At 65.5% G+C, this 21168-nt stretch carries 22 protein-coding genes; 11 read left to right on the top strand and 11 right to left on the bottom strand.

Annotation, left to right across the window (positions count from 1 at the left end):
• Nucleotides 1-46: 46 nt before the first annotated feature.
• Nucleotides 47-529: a hypothetical protein gene (locus AC5P6X_RS02450; RefSeq protein WP_043035468.1), complete on the top strand. Its 483-nt coding sequence runs from the start codon at nt 47-49 to the stop codon at nt 527-529.
• Nucleotides 530-542: 13 nt separating this feature from the next.
• On the opposite strand, the gene AC5P6X_RS02445 is transcribed toward AC5P6X_RS02450, so the two are convergent.
• Nucleotides 543-1004, bottom strand: coding sequence for a methyltransferase family protein (locus tag AC5P6X_RS02445; RefSeq protein ID WP_043035469.1), 462 nt, complete (start codon nt 1002-1004; stop codon nt 543-545).
• A gap of 153 nt (nt 1005-1157) precedes the next feature.
• On the opposite strand from AC5P6X_RS02445, the gene AC5P6X_RS02440 reads away from it, so the two are divergent.
• The 7 genes from AC5P6X_RS02440 to AC5P6X_RS02410 all read left to right on the top strand — a co-directional run bounded on the left by AC5P6X_RS02440 (nt 1158) and on the right by AC5P6X_RS02410 (nt 7542).
• The gene (locus AC5P6X_RS02440; protein ID WP_088435611.1) at nt 1158-3179 is read left to right on the top strand and encodes an esterase/lipase family protein; all 2022 of its coding nucleotides are present in this window, start codon (nt 1158-1160) and stop codon (nt 3177-3179) included.
• An 84-nt stretch (nt 3180-3263) separates the two neighbouring features.
• Entirely contained in the window at nt 3264-4136 is an 873-nt protein-coding gene (hchA, locus tag AC5P6X_RS02435; protein ID WP_049449252.1) for a glyoxalase III HchA, read from the top strand.
• A gap of 5 nt (nt 4137-4141) precedes the next feature.
• Nucleotides 4142-4846 carry a PA1136 family autoinducer-binding transcriptional regulator gene (locus AC5P6X_RS02430; RefSeq protein ID WP_049449221.1) on the top strand — a complete coding sequence of 235 codons (705 nt, stop codon included), beginning with the start codon at nt 4142-4144 and terminating at the stop codon, nt 4844-4846.
• Between the two features lie 87 nt (nt 4847-4933).
• Nucleotides 4934-5167 (top strand): hypothetical protein, encoded by a 234-nt coding sequence (locus tag AC5P6X_RS02425; protein WP_006433851.1) that lies wholly within the window; start codon nt 4934-4936, stop codon nt 5165-5167.
• 133 nt (nt 5168-5300) lie between these two features.
• Nucleotides 5301-5543 carry a hypothetical protein gene (locus AC5P6X_RS02420; RefSeq protein ID WP_005409117.1) on the top strand — a complete coding sequence of 81 codons (243 nt, stop codon included), beginning with the start codon at nt 5301-5303 and terminating at the stop codon, nt 5541-5543.
• Nucleotides 5544-5698: 155 nt separating this feature from the next.
• Nucleotides 5699-6550: an endonuclease/exonuclease/phosphatase family protein gene (locus tag AC5P6X_RS02415; protein WP_088435612.1), complete on the top strand. Its 852-nt coding sequence runs from the start codon at nt 5699-5701 to the stop codon at nt 6548-6550.
• 35 nt (nt 6551-6585) lie between these two features.
• Nucleotides 6586-7542, top strand: a complete 957-nt coding sequence (locus tag AC5P6X_RS02410; RefSeq protein WP_088435613.1) for a toll/interleukin-1 receptor domain-containing protein — start codon at nt 6586-6588, stop codon at nt 7540-7542.
• A 50-nt stretch (nt 7543-7592) separates the two neighbouring features.
• Here the strand turns inward: AC5P6X_RS02410 and AC5P6X_RS02405 are convergent, their stop codons facing one another.
• Nucleotides 7593-7856, bottom strand: a complete 264-nt coding sequence (locus AC5P6X_RS02405) for a hypothetical protein (RefSeq protein ID WP_049395953.1) — start codon at nt 7854-7856, stop codon at nt 7593-7595.
• A gap of 139 nt (nt 7857-7995) precedes the next feature.
• On the opposite strand from AC5P6X_RS02405, the gene AC5P6X_RS02400 reads away from it, so the two are divergent.
• Nucleotides 7996-8373, top strand: coding sequence for a VOC family protein (locus tag AC5P6X_RS02400; protein WP_005409114.1), 378 nt, complete (start codon nt 7996-7998; stop codon nt 8371-8373).
• Between the two features lie 41 nt (nt 8374-8414).
• Here the strand turns inward: AC5P6X_RS02400 and AC5P6X_RS02395 are convergent, their stop codons facing one another.
• The 6 genes from AC5P6X_RS02395 to AC5P6X_RS02370 all read right to left on the bottom strand — a co-directional run bounded on the left by AC5P6X_RS02395 (nt 8415) and on the right by AC5P6X_RS02370 (nt 16224).
• Entirely contained in the window at nt 8415-9836 is a 1422-nt protein-coding gene (locus AC5P6X_RS02395; RefSeq protein ID WP_169448731.1) for an efflux transporter outer membrane subunit, read from the bottom strand.
• On the bottom strand, nt 9830-10567 hold the full coding sequence (locus AC5P6X_RS02390) for an SDR family oxidoreductase (RefSeq protein ID WP_005409112.1): 738 nt from the start codon (nt 10565-10567) through the stop codon (nt 9830-9832). Before AC5P6X_RS02390 ends, AC5P6X_RS02395 begins: the two co-directional genes overlap by 7 nt.
• Nucleotides 10568-10631: 64 nt before the next feature.
• The gene (locus AC5P6X_RS02385; protein ID WP_005409111.1) at nt 10632-13802 is read right to left on the bottom strand and encodes an efflux RND transporter permease subunit; all 3171 of its coding nucleotides are present in this window, start codon (nt 13800-13802) and stop codon (nt 10632-10634) included.
• A gap of 112 nt (nt 13803-13914) precedes the next feature.
• On the bottom strand, nt 13915-15138 hold the full coding sequence (locus AC5P6X_RS02380; protein WP_049449210.1) for an efflux RND transporter periplasmic adaptor subunit: 1224 nt from the start codon (nt 15136-15138) through the stop codon (nt 13915-13917).
• A 91-nt stretch (nt 15139-15229) separates the two neighbouring features.
• Nucleotides 15230-16000: an SDR family NAD(P)-dependent oxidoreductase gene (locus tag AC5P6X_RS02375; protein WP_005409109.1), complete on the bottom strand. Its 771-nt coding sequence runs from the start codon at nt 15998-16000 to the stop codon at nt 15230-15232.
• Entirely contained in the window at nt 15997-16224 is a 228-nt protein-coding gene (locus AC5P6X_RS02370; protein ID WP_088435616.1) for a hypothetical protein, read from the bottom strand. The genes AC5P6X_RS02375 and AC5P6X_RS02370 overlap by 4 nt, the downstream gene beginning before the upstream one ends.
• Before the next feature lie 147 nt (nt 16225-16371).
• Between AC5P6X_RS02370 and AC5P6X_RS02365 the strand changes: the two genes are divergently transcribed.
• Complete coding sequence (locus AC5P6X_RS02365) at nt 16372-17403, top strand: LysR family transcriptional regulator (RefSeq protein ID WP_005409107.1); 1032 nt, start codon at nt 16372-16374, stop codon at nt 17401-17403.
• Between the two features lie 179 nt (nt 17404-17582).
• Here the strand turns inward: AC5P6X_RS02365 and AC5P6X_RS02360 are convergent, their stop codons facing one another.
• The gene (locus tag AC5P6X_RS02360; protein ID WP_005409106.1) at nt 17583-18278 is read right to left on the bottom strand and encodes a YiaD family glycine zipper/OmpA-like lipoprotein; all 696 of its coding nucleotides are present in this window, start codon (nt 18276-18278) and stop codon (nt 17583-17585) included.
• Between the two features lie 139 nt (nt 18279-18417).
• Nucleotides 18418-19833 (bottom strand): cryptochrome/photolyase family protein, encoded by a 1416-nt coding sequence (locus AC5P6X_RS02355; RefSeq protein ID WP_329756967.1) that lies wholly within the window; start codon nt 19831-19833, stop codon nt 18418-18420.
• A 109-nt stretch (nt 19834-19942) separates the two neighbouring features.
• Here AC5P6X_RS02355 and AC5P6X_RS02350 point away from each other — a divergent pair, with 109 nt between their 5' ends.
• Nucleotides 19943-20527, top strand: coding sequence for a hypothetical protein (locus AC5P6X_RS02350; RefSeq protein WP_123958422.1), 585 nt, complete (start codon nt 19943-19945; stop codon nt 20525-20527).
• 19 nt (nt 20528-20546) lie between these two features.
• Here AC5P6X_RS02350 and AC5P6X_RS02345 read toward each other — a convergent pair whose 3' ends face one another.
• Nucleotides 20547-21161 (bottom strand): inorganic diphosphatase, encoded by a 615-nt coding sequence (locus AC5P6X_RS02345; protein ID WP_012479786.1) that lies wholly within the window; start codon nt 21159-21161, stop codon nt 20547-20549.
• Between the last annotated feature and the right edge of the window lie 7 nt (nt 21162-21168).

Genomic DNA, 21168 nt, shown 5'->3' with positions numbered 1-21168 from the left:
GTTCGCCCCGCCACCGGCTATCCCGCGACACATTAAAGGATCTGCCATGAAAGCTCCCGTCGCTCTCACCCTGTTCCTCGTCACCCTCGCCGCAACCCCAGCCACGCACGCCGCGGCACCGGCCATCGCGCCCCCCGGCACCGCCACGCTGGAAGCCCTGCTGGCCTGCAAGGCCGGCTCGGACTTCAGCGAGGCCGACGCCATCGATGCACTGCAGGCCGCTGGCCTGGCCAGGAAACCGGGTGGCACCTTCGAGCCGGAAGACAAGCCGGTCGCCCTGTTCGGCGGCACCGTCACCAGTGCCGATGTGAACGTGGCCGAGGGCGAGAAGAGCCTCTTCGTCTACTTGAACGGCGTTGACGCCACGCATCTGGCCAAAGCGTGGTCAGTGAACACGGTCAACGAACACGCCAACACGCAGGAACCTTCATACGTGAAGACCACTGACAAGCGCCACACCCTGCACGTGATCGCAGGCGATGACTACGAAGGCTATTCCGCTGCCGTGAAGTGCCAGATCTCTCGATAATGGGTGATGCCCGCTACAGCCAACGCCGCACTCGTTGGCGGAACATCGGATACACGTCGGGGAAGCGGGCCAGCAACGCCCGCTCTTCCGGCATGATCTGCAACCAGGTGATGTAGAGCACGAACAACGGCACAGCCAGCAACGCGATCGTGTTCTGCAGGTACAACATTGCGCCAGTGAGGATCGTTGCCTGGCCCAGATACATCGGATTGCGCGTGTAACGGTACATGCCGCGCGTGACCAGCGCGCTTGATGCCGAAGGGCGCAGCGGATTGACCGTGGTGCGCGCCCGCTGGAACGCAAGCTTCGGCAGCAGGTTCAGCGCCACACCGATCGCCATCACCCCGCCTGACATCAGCGCCCGCATCGGCAGGGGCAACACCGCCTCCGGCCACAGTCGGCTCCCCAGCCAGCCGATCCCCGCGCACAGCAGCATCACCAGCGGCGGCGGGATCCGGGTCTCAAGCCACGTCATCGCAGTCCCTGCATCGCTCCATTCACCCCAGTGTCACACGGAACCGGCTGAATCGCTTGGATGGCAGCGCCTTAGCCCCCCAAACCGACCGCCCGGTATCTTCCGCTTTGACATGCCGACCGCTAGAGTGGCGCCACCGCGCAGGAGGATCGTATGGCAACCACGGGCTTGGGCTTCATCGGCCGCACGACCCTCATCATCACTGTGCTGCTCACCCTGGGCGGCTGCGCCACGTTGCGCCAGTTCGGGCCGTCGGTGCAGGTGGCCTCGGTCACGCCCGGCCAGTACATCGCGCTCAAGCGCGGTGACATCCTCACTTCCGGCAAGCTCAGCGCGGCGACCACGGAGACCTTGCGGGTGGCCGGCCTCGACGAAGGCGTCTGCGCCAAACCGGGCCTGCCCTGCATCGAGGCCATGGAAGGCAGCATCGTGGTGCGCGAGGAGGACAAGCGCTCCAGCCTGGCCGAGTTGTGGCTGCAGTATGCGATGACCCTGCCGGCGCCGAAGCGTGAGTACTCGGCATCCGGCCGCGCCAAGAGCGCGATCACCGAACTGGATGCCGATTTCCAACCGCGCCTGGATGCGTGGATGCAGGTCGCGCGCCAGGCCTATGCCTATCTTTTCTTCACCGAGCGCACCGCCAACCAGCGCGGCTTCGAAGATCGCCAGACCCAGGTGCGCGACTACTACAACCTGGCCGTGCAGGAAGCCTCGGTACAGCTGTACGACGCCTATGCCACGGGCCGCGTGCACGGCCAGGCCAGCCACTTCCAGCTGGGCCGCTGGACCTTCGTGCTGGCCCCTTCAGGCGAAGCATCACCGCTGGATACGCGTACCCCTACCGAACTGGTACCGGCGGCCTCGCTGTCGTTCACTGGCACGCTGCGCAGCGTGCATCGCCGCGATGGCTTCGGTGCCGAGCTGGTGGCGGTGATGAACGATCCGGCTGGCAGCACGGCCACCCCGCCTTCGGCAGCGACGCCCGCCGCGCAGGCAAGCACCTCGGCCGCGCAGAGCTGGAGCGAGATGCCCTCCCCTTCAATGACGGTGCTGCTGCGCTTCTCGGGAAAGAACCTGTGGGAAGTGCTGCACGACGACGAGCCGGAGCTGGAGATCCACGATCCCTACCAGGTCACGGAAGTCACCCTGCATGGCCAACAGGTTCCGCTGGCCGCGAACTTCACCGCCGGCTATGCGTTGTGGCTGGCCCGTTCCAACTTCAGCCACCAGTCGCTGCGCTCGCTGTTCGGTGGCAAGGGCGGCATCGACACGCCGCACCTGTACATGATGCAGCCCTACGATCCGAACCGTCGCGTGCTGCTGATGATCCATGGCCTGGCCAGCAGCCCGGAAGCATGGGTGAACGTCGCCAACGAACTGATGCGCGACGACGAGATCCGCCAGGACTTCCAGGTCTGGCAGTTCTACTACCCGACCAACATGCCCATCGCGATGAGCCACGATGCGATGCGTCATACACTGTCCGAAGTGCTCAAGCATTTCGACCCCAGCGGCAAGGCGCAGGCTTCGCATGACATGGTGCTGGTCGGGCACAGCATGGGTGGCGTGATCGCGCGGCTGATGATCTCCTCTTCCGGCGATCATCTGGTCGACACCCTGCTGGAGACTGCGCAGATGACGCCGGCACAGCGTGAACTGCTGCGTACCAAGGGCGCACCGGTGCTGTCTTTCCTGCCGGAACCGGAAGTATCGCGCGTGGTATTCATCGCCACGCCACACCGCGGCACCGACGTGGCGGGCACCCGCCTGGGCCGCTGGATCGGTCGCCTGGTGCGATTGCCGCTGACCGTGCTGGAAGACGTGGCCACCATTGCCAACGATGGTCAGATCGACCGCAATGACGGCAAGCACGGTTACCAGATGAACAGCATCCAGAATCTGGACAAGGACGATCCCTTCGTCCGCGCGGTGGCCGACCTGCCGATGTCGCCGAAGGTGCACTACCACTCGATCATCGCGCGCGCCAAGGCCGATGGGCCGCTGGAAAAAACCGACGACGGGCTGGTGCCCTACTGGAGCTCGCACCTGCCGCACGCGGATTCGGAGAAGGTAATCGTATCCGGGCACAGCGTGCAGGAAGCCACGCCGGCCATCGTCGAACTGCGGCGGATCCTGCATGAAGACATGCAGCAGCATTCGGCCACGGTGAAGTAGCTGCGCGCGGCTGAGGGAAAACCCTCATCGCACGTACGCATCAGCCCTTCTATGCTGGATCCCACCACCCCACTGGAGGTCCGCATGAACACGCAAGAGCCCAGCCGCCAGCCCAGCCCCGACCCGGCCGAGCGCGATGCCTTCTTCCCGTCGCCCTACTCGCTGTCGCAGTTCACATCGCCCAAGAGCAACCTGTCAGGTGCCGACTATCCGGACGCACGCCGCGATGGCCGCTGGAAGGTGCTGATGATCGCTGCGGACGAACGCTATCTGCCCACTGCCAACGGCCACCTGTTCTCCACCGGCAACCATCCGGTGGAAACCCTGCTGCCGATGTACCACCTGGACAAGGCCGGCTTCGACATCGATGTGGCCACGCTGTCCGGCAACGCCGCCAAGTTCGAGTGGTGGGCGTTCCCGCGTGAGGACACGGAGATCGGCGAACTGTACGAACGTTACGCGTCGCGTTTCCGCCAGCCACTGCCGTTGGATGAGGTGGTCGCCGGGCTTGCTGCGGATTCGGACTATGCCGCAGTGTTCATCCCCGGCGGCCATGGCGCCCTGATCGGACTGCCGCAGAGTCGCGCGGTAAAGGCAGCCCTGCACTGGGCGATGGCCGAGCAACGTCACATCATCACCCTTTGCCACGGCCCGGCCGCATTGCTGGCCGCAGGCGTGGACGAGGCCGATGGTGGTTCGCTGTTCCGCGGCTACCGCATCTGTGCCTTCCCCGATGCGATGGACCGGCAGACGCCGGAGATCGGCTACATGCCCGGGCAGCTGCCGTGGTTCTTCGGTGAGCGCCTGGCGCAGCAGGGCGTGCAGATCGTCAATGACGGCATCGATGGCAGCGTGCTGCAGGACCGCCTGCTGCTGACCGGCGACAGCCCGCTGGCCGGTAATGCGCTGGGCAAGCTGGCCGCGCGCACGCTGCTCGACGCCCTGGCCGGGCGCTGAACCGGATGACCGCGCTGGTGCAGGCATTGCTGGAAATGGAACGCGCCCGTTCGCTGAGCGCGGTGGGTGCGGTCCTGCGAGGCATCGCGGCACCACTCGGCTACGACCGCGTGCTGGTGTTCGCCACCGGCACCGGGCTGGAGCGCGGTACACAACGCGTGTACTGGATCGAGGGCGACTGGTTCGGCGATGGCAGCGATACCGACCTTGCGGGCTACCTCCACGCCTGCCCGGTCAATCGCCACGTGCTGGACAGCGACGCGCCGTTCTTCTGGAGCAAGCGCCAGGGCGTTCGCGGCGAACGCTACCAGATAGTGAAGCAGCCACGCGGCGAAGGCCTGCATGGTCTGCAGGTGCCGGTGTTCGGCACCACCGGCCTGGAGGGCGCGATCAGCGTTGCCGGTACGTCGATCGACGCGTCGGCCAGCGCGCGCCTGCAGCTGGCGGCTGCTGCAACCGCAGCATTCCGAGCCGCACGCCATCTGGTCGAATCGCCTGCCGAGCTTTCGGGAAGCGCGTTGAGCACGCGCGAGCGCGAAGTGCTGCGCTGGGTTGCCGCCGGGCGCCGTCAGGCTGAGATCGCGGCCACGCTTGGGCTTTCCACGCGCACGGTGGAGAACCATCTGCGCCACGCGCGCCAACGCCTGGGGGTGGCAACCACCGCGCAGGCGGTACGTGCTGCCAATCGACGCGGCGAGATCGAGGACTGATCGCGGCGAGGCACTTCCGGCGGTTTGGCTCGCGTGTTACACACGCCATGCGCATGTGCGCGATTGCAGAAAGCAAGGATGATGCTTATGAAACTGCAACTGGCCGCGATGGCCGCGTTGGTGGTGGCAACTGCAACCCTGGCTCCGGTGGCGGACGCCAACACAGGGGTCCCGAGAGAGAATGTTTCCTGTGTGCCAGTGAATGTGGACCGCAACCGCGTCCACCACCACTGCACGGAAACCTACACCGATGAATTCGGCAACGTCTACACCGCCGAATACTGGATTGACGAGTACGGCAACCCTTACCTGCGCGACTGAGCCAGGGGGGACTGCGCCGGACCGCCCGCCAGGCCGGCGCGCATGCAGCAGCTGCCGCTTGATCGCATGCGCTATCGGGGGTAGTTGCACGACACCGCGCAGATGCGCGATTGCAGACACAAGGATGATGCCCATGAAACTGCACCTGGCCTCGATGGCCGCACTGATGTTTGCCGTGGGAGCTCTCTCCACGCCGTCCCAGGCCACCGCCGGCGGTGGTGGCGGTGGTCCGGAGAACACGAACTGCGTCCGGGTCAAGATGGGGCCCTATTACCATCAACGTTGCGAAGTGACGTACTTCGACGAGGACGGCACTCCCTACATCCGGGTGTACTGGATTGACCAGAATGGCCAGTGGTACCTGCCTGCCGACTGAGCACCCATGACCTCCTGATCGCGCCCGCGCGATCCGCCGGGCGGCGCTTTCACCGCCCGCCCGGCACCTGCATCCGCCCATCCCGGCATACCGCTGCCCCCACCTTCCATGGCATGCTCCATGAAACCGTTTTCATGGAATGGAGGGATTCCACGATGTTGTCGCGTTTCCGTCGCCCCGCGCTGTGTGCGCTGCTGGCGCTTGCGCTGCCTGCCGTCGCCTGGGCTGCTGCACCGGCGCCACTCAAAGTGATGTCGTTCAACGTACGCACCCCGGCCGATACCGAACCGGGCAAGCGCTGGCCCGACCGCCGCGATGCCATGGTCAAGGTCATCCTCGATGCGCACCCGGCTGTGATTGGCACCCAGGAACTGGTGAAGGAGCAGGCCGACTACCTGTCCGGACACCTGCCCGGCTACCGCTGGTTCGGCGAAGGCCGCCGTGGTGGCAGCGGTGACGAACACATGGGCGTGTTCTACGACAGCAAGGTGCTGGCCATCGAGGAGTCCGGCAACTTCTGGTTGTCCGATACGCCCGACGTACCCGGCAGCATCACCTGGGGCAACCTGTACCCGCGCATGGTCACCTGGGCCCTGTTCCGCCGCCTGGACGATGGCCGTCGTTTCTATTTCATGAATACCCACCTGCCCTACCGCGACGAGGATGAACCGCGCCGGGTGAAGGGTGCCGAGCTGATCGGCAAGCGCGTGCAAGCCCTGCCGGCCGATCTGCCGGTGGTCCTGACGGGTGACTTCAACAGCGAGCCCGGTGGTGACACCTACAAGGCATTCACCCGCCTGCTGCAGGACACCCGTACTCAGGTGAAGGTTCCGCAGGGGCCACGCCTGACCTTCCACGATTTCACCGGCAAGGCCACCGTGCAGCTGGACTGGGTGCTGGTGCGTGGCTTCCATGCACGCAGCTTCCTGACCGATGACCGTCGCATCGACGGCGTGCTGCCGTCGGATCATTTCCCGCTGGTGGTCGAGCTGGACTGGCCTGAGTAGAATCCGGTCGAATCCAAAACAATCATACTGACTGAATGGACACACCTTGGCGCGAAGATGCATCTGTCTTCATTTCTTACGCTTGGGGCGGGCAATTTCATGCAAAGGAATGGATCCGTAGCGACATTGTCCGCAACTTGGATTGGAAGTATCGAGTCTTTTGGGACAGGGACAGCGTCGGTTTTGGTCAAAACATCGACAAGCTGATTGAACGCGCGTTTGCGGAACGCCCACTGATCGTTTTCTGCCTTTGTGACAGCGACTTTCTCTCGGCCATGTCGAGACCCGGCTCAGGATTGAATCGCGAACTGGCTATGCTGGAGAAGCACGTGGATCAGTCCGACGTGCGAATCGTCCCAGTCATCCTCGATGCTGAAGCCCGCACAGCACTCCCTCCTGTTCTACAAGGACGAGCATACCTGGATCTCACCGAACTGCATTCGGAAAGCATTCCATTGGGTGAATTTCTGCTCGCGGCAACCGATGGATCCACGCAAGCCCAGATTACACAGGGGGTACAGCAGCGTCTCGAGTATCACGCACTGAGCAAACGTGCACTTTGCTGGCTTCAGCACCACGGAGTGAGATTTACCGGCTCAGCGAGAACCCATGAAGTTCTCTACAACGGCAGGCTCCTTACGCCACCAGACTGGATGTACGAGAGCCCCGACTGGAACTACATGATTCACGATGACAACGAGGACTTCTGTCCGGCAAAGGGTCGCTGGCTCTGGGACCATAGCGGTCCTTCTCTCGCGATGCGGGCCCTGGGAACTGCTGTTGCTTCGGTGCTGTTCCTTGACCGTTCAAGGCCGGAGCTGCATGGAGCATTCAATTCAGCCGGCTCCGTTCTTGCTGAAGAATTTTTCTGCTACATCAAGTCCCATGAATCATTTCATGTTGATGGAGAAGAGATCATTAGAACGTTACTGAATAGTTCCGATGGCTACCGCGTGATGTCGCGTCTATTCCCACCTGCAGGCCAAGTGTAATTCTGGAAGTGTGGCCATTGCTTCGTTCAGGATCTCAATGCGGTGCAATCTCAATGCCGCGGCTGTCGCGACATCAGCCGGTACAGCGCCTGATGCTGGTTGCGTGCCTGGCAGATGCGGGCACCGACCGCCAGAAACACGGAGATGCCGATCAGGCCCAGCCCCAGCATCTGGTCCGGCAGGCGCATGAAGCCGATCGCAGCCGCCATGGTAGCCAACACCATCAGCACTACGACCGCTACCGACAGCCCTGCGCCAGGCGGTCCCGGATCACCAAACAGCATGCGCTGGGTATCACGTTTGTCGTCGCTCATCGCCATCCCTCCCGGAATCTGCCCCACTAGTTACACCGCAGGCCCCGGTTCTGGCAGAGTCAGAAACGTCATGACTGTGACAACGTCCACAGCAAGCGACGCGCTACCCTCCCTCCATTCCCGATCTGCGGAGGACGTCATGGCGCACCAGAGCCGTCTGGCCGGATTCATCATCGACTGCCAGGACACGCCCGCTGACGAAGGCGCACGCTTCTGGGCGGCCGCCCTCGGCCTGCAGGCGCAGCCATCGTATGGCGAAGATGGCGCCGAGTACGCCGACCTGCAGGGCGCACCCGCGGGCCTGAACGTGGAAGTGCAACGTGTCGCTCACCCCTCACGGGTGCACCTGGACATCGAGAGCGACGACATCGATGCCGAGGCAGATCGACTGGAAAAACTCGGCGCGCGCCGGATCGGCTTCGTCAAACGCTGGTGGGTGATGGAAGCACCCACCGGCCATCGCTTCTGCATCGTGCGCATGCGCGAGCGCGACACACCGGCCAATCACTGGCCCTGACAGAAGAAAGGGACGGAAGCCACTGCTTCCGTCCCCTGCGGTTACTGCACCTTCGCCACGCTCGGCGGCTGCGGTGATTGCCCCCAGCCACCCAGCGCCTTGTACACGCCCACCACGCTGACATTGACCTCGGACTCAGCCGCCGCCAACGCATCGTCGGCCGCCAGCTGCGTGCGCTGCGCATCCAGCAGGGTCAGGAAGTCTTCCGAGCCCTCGCGGTAGCGGATCTGCGCCAGCGACTCAGCCCGGCGTGCCGCCTGCGCCTGCTCGACCACGATCGCCAGCCGCGCCTGCTGCTTGGAATAGCGGGTCAGCGCGTTCTCGGTGTCTTCCAGCGCCAGCAGCACGGCCTGCTCATACTGCGCCGCCACGCCCTCGGCTTCAGCCTTGCTGGCACGCAGGCGTGCACGCACGGTGCCGAAGTCGAACGCGGCCCAGCTCAGCGACGGCGTCAGCGACCAGGCCTTGTTGTTGCCATTGACCAGGCCACTGGCGTCGCCGCCAAGGAAGCCGACGAAACCGGACAGTGACAGCCGCGGGAACAGGTCCGCAGTGGCCACGCCCACCCGCGCGGTGGCAGCGGCCAGGCGACGCTCGGCCACGCGCACGTCGGCGCGTTGGCGCAGCAGCTCGCGGGTATCGCCCAGCGGCAGCGCCTTGGCAAATGCCGGCACGTCGTGCGGCGCAAGCATGGCGGTCAGCGTTTCCGGACGCTGGCCCAGCAGAACCGCCAGGCGATTGCGCGACTGCGTTTCGGCCACTTCCAGCAGCGGAATATCGGCCTCGATCGCCTTCAGCCGGGCGCGACTGCTCTGCACGTCCAGCTCGCTGCCGGCGCCCAGCTCCCAGCGCGCCTCGGTCAGCTTCTGCGTATCGCGCAGGTTGACCAGGGTGTGCTGGGCCACCGCGATGCGCTTCTGCGTACCGCGCAGCTCGAAGTAGTTGCGTGCCACTTCGGCGGCGACCAGTACCTGCGCATCGGCCAGGTTGGCCTGCTCGGCGTCCAGGTCGGCGCGCGCGGCTTCTGCTGCACGGCGCTTGCGGCCGAACAGATCCAGCTCCCAGCCGGCATCGAAGCCGAGCTGGTAGCTTTCACTGAACACCCGCTGCCCACCCAGCTGCGGATCGGGTTGCTTGCGGCGGTCGTAGCTGCCGCCCGCGGTGATGTGCGGGGCCTGGTCGAAGCGGCTTTCGACGAACACCGCGCGGGCCTGGCTGACGCGGGCCACGGCCACGCGCAGGTCCAGGTTGTCCGACAGTGCGCCGTGCACCAGTTCTTCCAGCACCGGATCATCGAACTGCGCCCACCAGCTGGCCACCGGCGAGGTAGTGCTGAACACCGGCTGCTGCGCCCCCTGCAGCACCACCGGTTCCTGCACCGGCGCCTTGTAGTTCGGGCCGACGCTGACACAGCCCGCCAGCACCAGGCTGGAGACGGCCATCGCCAACGTGCGGATCACCATGGCAGCACCTCACCCAGGTAGGTGAAGCTGCCGCTGGCACCGGATTCACCGATGAGTGCCATTTCCACGCTGGAGCGTGCACCTTCGCTGATTTCGATCTCGCCGTTGCCACCGTTCATGTCGGTCTTGACGTAGCCCGGATGCACGGTATTGACCTTGATCGGCGTGTTGCGCAGTTCGTAGGCCAGGCTCAGGGTCCAGCTGTTCACCGCGGCCTTGGAGGCGTTGTACGCCGGAATCTTGAAGTCATAGATGCCCGAGGAGGGATCCGCGTGCAGGGTCTGCGATCCGAGCATGCTGGACACATTGACGATGCGGCCGGACTTGGCCTGCTTGACCAGCGGCAGGAATGCCTGGGTGACCGCCACCAGCGCATACACGTTGGTGTCGAAGGTGCGCTTCCAGGTCTCGAGCGATTGCTCCGACGGCGCCTGCGCGGGATTCTCGATCATGATGCCGGCATTGTTGACCAGGATGTCGAGGCGGCCATGGCGCTGGCGTACCTGCTCGACCGCTTCGGCGATGCTGGCCGCGTCGGTCACGTCCAGTTGCAGGGCTTCGACCGGCAGGCCTTCAGCCTGCAGCTTCAGCGCCAGCTCAACGGCGGTCTCACGCTTGCGACCGGCCAGCAGCGTGTGCACGCCCGCCTGGGCCAGCTGGCGCACGGTTTCCAGGCCGATGCCACGGGTGGCGCCGGTGACCAGCGCGATCTTGTTCTGATGGGTATTCATGGATGCATGCCTTGTGAGGGGGAAGCCGCCGCCGGCCATTGACCGGCGGCGACGGGGTTCCATGTCAGTGGTGGATGGTCGGCTCGCCGTGCTGCACCAGCTGGCCACCACCGTTGCGGGTGACGAACTTGCGCAGGGCCACGTAGAACACCGGGGTGAGGAACAGGCCGAACAGGGTCACGCCCAGCATGCCGGCGAACACGGTGATACCGGTCACCGAGCGCACCTCGGCACCTGCACCGTGCGACAGCACCAGCGGCACGGTGCCGGCGATGAATGCGATGGAGGTCATCACGATCGGGCGCAGGCGCAGGCGGCAGGCTTCCAGCGCAGCTTCAACGATTCCCTTGCCGCCCATCTCCAGTTCTCTGGCGAACTCGACGATCAGGATCGCGTTCTTGCACGCCAGGCCCATCAGCACCACCAGGCCGACCTGCACGAACACGTTGTTGTCACCGCCGGTCAGCCAGACGCCGAACAGCGCGGACAGCAGGGTCATCGGCACGATCAGGATCACCGCCAGCGGCAGCGACCAGCTCTCGTACAGCGCGGCCAGCACCAGGAAGGCCAGCATGATCGCCACCGGGAACACGATGAAGGCGGCTTTGCCCTGGGTCGCCTGCTGGTAGCTCAGGTCGGTCCATTCGGTGGTCATGCCCACCGGCAGCACCTTGCCGGCGATCTCGGTCAGCTTGGTCATCGCCTCGGCCGAGGACAGCAAACGCGGGTCGGCTTCACCGGCCAGGTCCGCTGCCGGGTAACCATTGAAGCGCAGCACCGGGTCCGGGCCGAAGGTCTGCTTGATGGTGACCATCGAACCGATCGGCACCATCTCGCCGCGGTCGTTGCGGGTACGCAGCTTGCCGATGTCCTCGACCGTCTCGCGGAACGGACCGTCTGCCTGGGCGATCACCTGCCAGGTACGGCCGAACTGGTTGAAGTCGTTGACGTAGGCCGAACCCAGGTAGGTCTGCAGGGTGTCGAACAGTTCGGTGAGCTGCACGCCCTGTGCCTTGGCCTTGACGCGGTCGACCTCGGCATCCAGCTGCGGCACGTTGGCCTGGTAGCTGGAAATCGGGAAGGCCATGCCCGGCGTCTGCGCCACGGTGCCCTGCATCGCCTGCACCGCATTCTGCAGCGCGCCGTAGCCCAGGTTGCCGCGGTCCTCGATGAACATCTGGTAGCCGTTGCCGTTGCCCAGGCCGAGGATCGGCGGCGGCATCATCGCGAAGGCGAAGCCTTCCTGCAGGCCGGCGATCTTCTGGTTGATCTCGGCATTGATCTGCGCAGCGGTACGGCCATGACGCTCGGCGAAGGGCTTGAGCGGAATGAACGCCACACCGGTATTGGGCGTATTGGTGAACTGCAGCGCGTTCAAACCCGGGAACGAGATGGTGTGGGCCACGCCATCGGTTTCCTGGGCGATCTTGGCCACCTTGCGCAGCATTTCATCGGTACGCGCGATCGACGAACCTTCCGGCAGCTTCACGCCGGCGATCAGGTACAGCTTGTCCTGGGTCGGGATGAAGCCCGGCGGCACCAGCTTGAAGATCACGCCGGTACCGACCAGCAGGATCGCGTAGACCACGAACACCGCGCCACGTCGGCCGAGGATGCGGGCCACGCCACGCTCGTACTTCTCCGAGCTGGACTTGAAGAAGCGGTTGAACGGGCGGAACACCCAGCCGAACAGGCGGTCGATCAGGCGGCTCGGGCCATCCTTCGGTGCGCCGTGGGCCTTCAGCAGGCGCGCGGCCAGGGCCGGCGACAGGGTCAGCGAGTTGATCGCCGAGATCACCGTGGAGATGGCGATGGTGACCGCGAACTGCTTGTAGAACTGGCCGGTGACACCGGACAGGAACGCCATCGGCACGAACACGGCACACAGCACCAGCGCGATCGCCACGATCGGGCCGGACACTTCGCGCATGGCCTGGTGGGCCGCGGCGGTGGGCGACAGACCTTCCTCGATGTTGCGCTCGACGTTCTCCACCACCACGATCGCGTCGTCGACCACGATGCCGATCGCCAGCACCAGGCCGAACAGGCTCAGCGTATTGATCGAGAAGCCCAGCAGGTACAGCGCGGCGAAGGTACCCACCACCGACACCGGCACCGCGATCAACGGGATGATCGAGGCACGCCAGGTCTGCAGGAACAGGATCACCACCAGCACCACCAGCGCGATCGCTTCCAGCAGCGTGGAGACCACGGCCTTGATCGAGTCGCGCACGAAGATGGTGGTGTCATACACCGCTTCGTACTTCACGTCGGCCGGCATGGTCTTCTGCATCTCGTCCATCGTCGAGATGACCTGGTCACGGATTTCCAGCGCGTTCGCACCCGGCGACTGGAAGATGCCGATACCGACCGCGTTCTTGCCGTCCAGCTGCGAGCGCAGGGTGTAGTCGCCCGCACCCAGTTCCAGGCGGGCCACGTCGGACAGGCGCACGATCTCGCCATCGGTGCCGCTCTTGAGCACGATGTCGCCGAATTCCTTTTCGGTCTTCAGCCGGCCCTGGGCATTGATCAGGGTCAGGAACTTGCTGTCCGGCAGCGGTTCGGCGCCGAGCTGGCCGGCCGACACCTGCACGTTCTGCTCGCGCATGGCGCGCACCACGTCGCTGGCGGTCAGGCCGCGCGAAGCCACCTTGTCCGGATCCAGCCAGGCGCGCATGGCGTAGTCGCCACCACCGAAGATCTGCGCATCACCGACGCCCGGAATGCGCGCCAGCGCATCCTTGACGTGCAGGCGGGCGTAGTTGCGCAGGTACAGGGTGTCGTACTTGCCTTGCGGGGAGGTCAGGTGCACCACCATCAGGAAGGTCGGCGACTGCTTCTGCGTGGTCACGCCCTGCCGGCGCACGTCCTCGGGCAGGCGCGCCTGCGCCTGCGCCACGCGGTTCTGCACCTTCACCGCCGCTGCGTCCGGGTCGGTGCCCGGGCGGAAGGTGACGGTCATCTGCAGCACGCCGTCGGAACCGGCGACCGACTTCAGGTACATCATGCCTTCGACGCCGTTGATGGCTTCTTCAAGCGGCGTGGCGACGGTCTCGGCAATGACCTTGGGGTTGGCGCCCGGATAGACCGTGCGCACGACCACCGACGGCGGCACCACTTCCGGGTACTCGCTGATCGGCAGGATTGGAATCGTGATCAGGCCTGCGGCGAAGATCACGATCGACAGCACCGCCGCGAAGATCGGCCTGTCGATGAAGAAACGGGAAAAGTCCATGGAGGAATTCCTGGGAAAGGCATTCGGCGGGCAACAGCCACCCTGCCCCTCGCCGAAATGACGAAGGCAGGGAAGGCTGCCGCTGGCGCCGGCAGCTAAGCGGGGACGCGGATCAGTGCTTCAGGGCGGCGGTGGCATCGCGGCCCGGTGCCGGCGCCGGCTGTGGCTGCATCGCCACCGCCTTGGCCTGCACCGGCATGCCCGGCATGAAGACCTTCTGCACGCCGTCGATGATCACCTTGTCGCCCGCGGCCAGGCCGTGTTCGACAATGCGCAGGCCATCAGCGGTGCGACCGAGCTGGATGTCGCGGCGCTGGGCCTTGCCATCCTTGTCGACCACGTAGACGTACTTGCGGTCCTGGTCGGTCAGCACGGCCCTGTCATCGATCAGCAGCGCCTGGAACTGGCCGCTGCCGAGCAGCTGCACGCGGGCGAACAGGCCCGGCGTGAACTGGCGGTCGGCGTTGTCCAGCAGTGCGCGGACGCGGATGGTGCCGGTGCTGCGGGCGACCTGGTTGTCGAGGAAGTCGACCTTGCCCGAGTGCGGGTAGCCCTCTTCGCCGGACAGGCCAACCTTCACCGGCAGTTCGCTGTCACGCTCGCTCGGGCGCTCGCCCTTGCGTGCCATCTGGGCGTAGCGCAGGAAGGTGCTTTCGTCGGCATCGAAGTAGACAAAGACGGTATCCAGCGAGACCAGCGTGGTCAGTACGCTGGCACTGTCGCCGGCGGTGACCAGGTTGCCGGCGGTGACCATCGCGCGACCGGCACGGCCGTCGATCGGTGCACGCACCTTGGTGAACTCCAGGTTGAGCCGGGCCGCGTCCAGCGCAGCCTGCGCGGCCTGCACGGCGGCACCGGACTGGTCGGCGGCCGCGCGACGCTGTTCGGCGGTCTCGGTGGAGATCGCCTGCTGCTCGGACAGTCGCTTGGCGCGCTCGGACTCGCTGCGGGCCAGCGTGGCCTGGGTGCGGGCGCGGGCCAGCTCGGCAGCCGCTCGATCGTACTCGGCCTGGTAGCTGCGCGCGTCGATGGTGAAGAGCACTTCGCCCTTCTTCACTTCCTGGCCTTCGACGTAGTTGACCTTGTCGATGTAGCCGGACACGCGCGGGCGCAGTTCAACGCTCTGCACCGCTTCGACGCGGCCGCTGAACTCGTCCCACTGGCTGACCTGCTTGACCAGTACCGGCGCGGCGCTGACCTGCGGCGGCGGCGGTGCACCGGCTTCTTCGGCGTGGCCGCCGCTGCAGGCCGCAAGCACGGCTGCGGCGAGGATCGACACGCCGACCATCGCAATGCGATGGCCGAAACGATGTGGGGTGGTATTGGGGGAAGTCATGGCATGCATCCGTACGGAGGGGTGGTACAGCTATATGAGAACGTGTTGCAAAAATCGGCGGCGTATCCTGCGACCTCAACCATGGTCGAGGTCAAGCGACGCCTGCGGTATCGCGCCACAAAGGGGGAACTTCCAGGTGCAGCAGGCCGCGCGGCAGTTCGGCATCGCTGCTGTCACAGCGGACGATGGCACGGTTGTCGCGGCAACCATCCAGCAGCGACACAACGCGGCGACCCACCAGCAGCGAGCTGGGCCACTCGATGCAGGCATTGGCCGCATTGGCCGGGGTGCACACCGGGCTGCAGACTTCCAGCATCTGCGCGCGCACGCCCAGCGCCTGCGCTTCCTGGTGCACGACCTGCGCGTACATGCGCAGCGCGGCGGTGGTGATCGAGGTCTCGCCGTAGCCCGCCCATGGCTTGGCGTTGGCCGGGCTGCCGATCATCACGTAGCGGCGCGCATGCACGTTGTCCTGCAGCAGCGGCAGCAGGTGACGCACCGCGTGCACGTGCGGCATCAGATCGGCCTGCATCGCGCCCATCAGTTCGTCACCGTTGCGGTCGACCACGCGACCGCGGCGGTACGGTCCACCCATTGCGGCGATCACCGCCGCCAACGGGCGCGGGCGCTGCGCGATGCGTTCGGCCAGCGCGCGCGCCGATCCGTCGTCGCTGAGCGACCCCAGCAGCGTCTCCAGGCCCGGCTCGTCAGCGAACTGCTCGTGCAGCGCCGCCAGCCGGCCCGGATCGCGGCCGACAACCAGCACCGGGCTGCCGGCCTCCAGCAGCGCGCCAACCACACCCTGGCCGACGGCACCGGTGCCGCCCAGGACCAGGACTTCAGGCGTCAGCATCCCATTCACGGGACATTTCCTCCCAAATCCGGGATAGTCCCGATTCGGCGCAGGCGGTCACCCTTGTGAGCGGCCAGGCGGATGGCACCGCCACGCTGCTGACGCATGGGCGCGGTAAACTCACGAAAGTCCTTGTGTACCAAGGAACTCGGACGGGCTTCGACGGTCATCGCCAGGTCCAGGGTGTTCTGGCCGGCATTCCGGAGTCGGGCAAGAATGTTGCGCAGGCTCATGGCGGACGGGCTCCAATTAACGAATGGCGCCACGATAGACCTCAAACCTTTACTTGATTAGTCCTGATTAAGGGGAATAATCATCCCGCTCCCGGTCCAATCGTTCTGTCACGATTGTCCCATCCCCGACGTCCAGGATCCCCGACCATGTCCCACGATCTCAACGAGACGCTGATCTTCGTCAAAGTGGTCGAGCAAGGCAGCTTCATTGCCGCTGCCAAATCGCTCGGCCTGCCCAAGACCACGGTCAGCCGCAAAGTGCAGGAGCTGGAAACGCGCCTGGGCGCGCGCCTGCTGCACCGGACCACGCGCCGCCTCGGCCTGACCGAAGCCGGTTCGATCTACCACGAACATTGCCAGCGCATCGCGCGCGAACTGGAAGAGGCCGAGAGCGCGGTAAGCCAGCTGCAGTCCGGCCCGCGCGGCTGGCTGCGCTTCACCGTGCCCTATTCGATCGGCATCACCTGGATCGCCCCGCTGCTGGGCCAGTTCCATGCGCAGTATCCGGAGATCCGCCTGGACATGCACATGGGCAACGAAAAGCTGGACCTGATTGCCGGCGAAGCGGACCTTGCGCTGCGCGTGGGTGCCCTGCCCGATTCGAACCTGGTCGCGCGCAAGCTGGGCAGCCTGCGCACGCAGGTATTCGCCAGCCCGGCCTACATCGAGCGCTACGGCGAGCCGCTGCATCCGGAGGAGCTGCAGTTCCATCGCATCCTGGCGATGCGCAAGCCGTACCACACCGGAAATTCGCCGCGCTTCACCTGGCAGCTGGGCGAGAACGGCGGCGAGCTGCGTGACTTCCCGGTCACCCCGCTGATGACCGCCAACGACATGTCTGCGTTGAATGGTGCATTGGTCTGTGGCGAAGGCCTGCTGCTGACCGGCGACGTGATGGCCAAGCCGTTCGTTGAATCGGGCATGGTGCGCCGCGTGCTGGCCGGCTGGACCGGCCCGGAAGTGGACTTCAACGCCGTGTTCGCCGGCGGCCGCCTGGTCTCGCCGAAGGTGCGTGCGTTCGTCGACTTCCTGGTCGAAAAGCTCAACTTTGACGCCAATTACATGCTGGCGCAGTGCCCGGGCGCTAAGCTGGCGCAGCAGCAGAAGGAAAAGGAAGACGCCGCTCTGGAAAGCAGCGGCAAGCGGATCCTGGAGAAGGTGGCCGCTTCTGCGGCGTAGCCTGCAACAAGAGCGCCTACCCATCTCCTGGTAGTTGCCGACCTTGGTCGGCATGGCTTACAGAGGGATGCGCTATCGGCGTGCCGAGCAACGCTCGGCACCCACAAAAATGCCGCCTGCAAGGGCGGCATTTTCGATCCGGCCGATGGCCGGACCGGCTCAAGCAGTAACGCTACGCGTTATTGCTTGAGCGGAATCACCCGGATCTCGACGCGGCGGTTCTTGGCGCGGCCGGCGTCGGTGCTGTTGTCGGCAATCGGGTACGACTTGCCGGCGCCCAGCGTTTCGATGCGCACGCTCTGCACGCCCTGGCCGATCAGGTACTGCGCGACCGAGTCGGCACGTTCCTTCGACAGGCGGTTGTTGACCGCATCGCTGCCGATGCTGTCGGTGTGGCCGACCACTTCGATCATGGTCTGGTTGTAGTCACGCAGGGTGCCTGCCACGCCATTGAGCGCGCCGTAGAACTGCGGCTTCAGGGTCGACTTGCCGAAGTCGAAAGTGATGCCGTCCGGCAGGTTCAGCATGATGTTGTCGCCCTGGCGCTGCACATCGATGCCGGTGTTGGCAGTGCGCTCGCGCAGTGCGCGTTCCTGGCGATCCTGGTACTGGCCGACGGCGGCGCCGCTGAGCGCACCGATACCGGCGCCGATCAGGGCATGCTGGCGGCGCTCGGTGGCGCTGTCGCCGGTCAGCAGGCCGGCTGCCACGCCGATGGCGGTACCGATCAGGGCGTTGCGCCCGGTGCGGTTCTGCTGCTCGGTGGGGTTGCCGTACTGGTCACTCTGTACGTAGGAGCCGCCGGTGGCGCAGGCCGACAGGACGGCCGCGCTCATCAGGGCCAGTGCGACGTTGCGGGTGGTGTTGCGGATCATGAGGTTCTCCTTGGTTTCCGGTCGGCCGGCGGCCTGCGGGCGCAAAGAGAATAAACAGCCCGATGCGATGCCGGAATGATGATCGGGCACACCGACAGGGCCGCGTTCAGCTAACTGACCAGATCGCTCAGGTCGCCCTTTACCCCACCCCCGACTGCCGGTAAGCCGCCAATGCGGCGTCGCGGCCCGCGGCCAGGTCCACCAGCGGCGTAGGCGGATACCCCGGGGCATGTGCCGCCAGCAGCAGCGGATGCTGCCAGGGCGCAAACCGGGCCTTCACCGGCAGCGCGGCCAGTTCGGGCACCCAGCGGCTGATGTACCGTGCCTGCGGATCGAACTTCTCGGCCTGGGTCACGGGGTTGAACACACGGAAGTACGGTGCCGCGTCGGCACCGGTCCCGGCCACCCACTGCCAACCCATGGTGTTGTTGGCCAGGTCGGCATCGACCAGGGTGTCCCAGAACCAGCGTGCGCCATGCAGCCAGTGCGCGCGCAGGTGCTTGCACAGGTAACTGGCCACGATCATCCGCACCCGGTTGTGCATGTAGCCGGTGTGCCACAGCTCGCGAAGGCCGGCATCGACGATCGGCACGCCGGTGTTGCCGCGCTGCCAGTCGTACAGCTGCGCCTCACTGGGCGTTGCCCATGGGAAGCGATCGAAACGCGGGTTGAGGTTGTCGGTGGGCGTCTTCGGGAAGTGATGCAGCAGGTGGTAGGCGAAGTCACGCCAGCCCAGCTGGCGCAGGTAGCCGTCGATGTCGGCGTCGGTGCCGGCGCTACGCAGCCCTTCCAGCGCATGGGCAATCCGCCAGGGTGCGATTTCGCCGAAATGCAGGTGCGGCGACAGCCGCGAGGTCCCGACACGGTCCGGCAGGTCACGCTGCTCGCGATATCCGCGCAGGGCACCGTCTTCAAAGACGGACAGTGCTTCCAGCGCACCGGCTTCACCCGGCTGCCAGTGCTCCCAGAAGCCGGTATCCCAGTCCAGCGTCGGCGCCAGCTGGAGATCATCCAATGCCAGGCTGTCGGCCGCGTGCGGCGCCAGTGCTTCCGGTGCGGCCTGCAGTGCCGGCAGGCGCCAATGACTGAGTACATTGCGCCAGTACGGCGTAAATACCTTGTACGGCTGGCCCTGCTGGGTGGCGATGTCCCAAGGCTCGAACAACAGGCTGCCATTGCAGCTCTGCGCGTCGATGCCCTGCTCGCGCAGCATGCGCTTGATGGTGGCGTCGCGTGGCTGGGTGGCCGGTTCGTACTTGCGGTTCCAGTACACCGCCTCGGCGCCGGTCTGCGCGATCAGCAACTGCAGGGCCGGCAGGCTGTCACCACTGCGCAGCACCAGCGAGGAACCGCGCGTGCGCAGGTCCGCATCCAGCGCGGCCAGTGAAGGGTGGCGCCACGCATCGGAGGCAGCACCCGGCGCCCACTCACCTTCTTCGTGCGGCGCATGGATGTAGACCGGCACCACGTCGTGACCGGCATCCAGCGCGGCCTGCAGGGCCGGATTGTCCTGCAGCCGCAGATCACGGCGGAACCATACCAACGCTACCGACACAGGCACTGCCTTCGTTGTGGAAGGCGCACATGATAGCCAGCGGTGGTGAAGGAGATGCGCGCAGACGCCGTCTGCTAGGCTGCACGGCCGCTACCCGTTGGACTCTGACATGGATGATCTGCACGCCTCATTCGCCCGCTTCGGGCCGCTGCATGCGCAGCACGAGCGTGACTGGCAGGGCCCGTTCCCGCTGCCCACGGCACTGGCGTCGTTCTACGCGCAGGTCGGGCCGCTGGGCGAAGAGATCAATGCCAGGGTTGGCCGCGCCGGCATCACCGTTCCCGGCCTTGATGTCTGGATACCGCCACTGCAGCGCCTGTGGAGCCAGCAGGCCGGCTATCGATGGCATGGCGTCAGCGGCGAACGGATCAACGACTGGCCATCGAACTGGCTGGTGATTGCCGATCGCGGCGCTGATCCGTTCATCCTCGACCTGGACGACGGCCGTGTGCTGTTCAGCCACCACGGTGCCGGCCTGCTGGATGCCGGCGAGATCACTGCCGATGTGCCAACCTTGATGGCGGCTCTGGCTGCTGCAGGCACGGTGTACCTCGATGCCGGCGATGACCTCTACAACGACGATGACGATGGCGGCATCCGTCCTGAACACCAGGACGCAGCCGTACAGGCGGTGGCCCGGGTACTGGGCGACCGCCTGCAGGCCGAGTCGTTCATCGAGACGTTGCTGGACTGAATCCAGCCATGGCGTGGATCTATTTTTCGAAGCGCTTCATCGCTTCGCTGATCAGCGTCCGCGCCTCGGCAGCGTTGCCCCAACCGTTGAGCTGCACCGGGTTGCGCCCGGCCGGCAGGTCCTTGTAGACCCGGAAGAACGCTTCGATGCGCTGTCGTTCGATCTCCGGCAGATCGGCCAGGTCGCGGATGTTGGCGTAGGTCGGGTCAACCTTGTCGGTCGGCACGCCGATGATCTTCTCGTCGTGCTCGCCGCCGTCGACCATCTTCAGGTAGCCGATCGGCCGGAAGCGCACGATCACGCCCGGATGCAGGGGTTCACGGGTCAGCACCAGCGCGTCCAGCGGATCGTTGTCGCCAGCCAACGTGCGCGGCATCGAACCGTAGTTGGCCGGATAGGCGACCGGCATCGACTGGAAGCGATCCACGTGCACCAGGCCGTCCTCCTTGATCTCGTACTTGGTGAAGCTGCCGGCCGGAATCTCCACCGCCAGGTTCACTTCCTGCGGCGCCTGCTTCGGCTGCGCCACCAGGAACGGGTGCAGCACGCCATCGGCGGCGGCCACCGCGGTCGCGAGCAGGAGCAGGGCCCCGCCGATGGCAGCCATGGGGACAAGACGGTGCACGGTTTTCATCTGGATC

The organism is Stenotrophomonas sp. YJH_SMC_40 (genome assembly GCF_059368615.1).
This window is presented reverse-complemented; position numbering and strand designations above follow the sequence as displayed.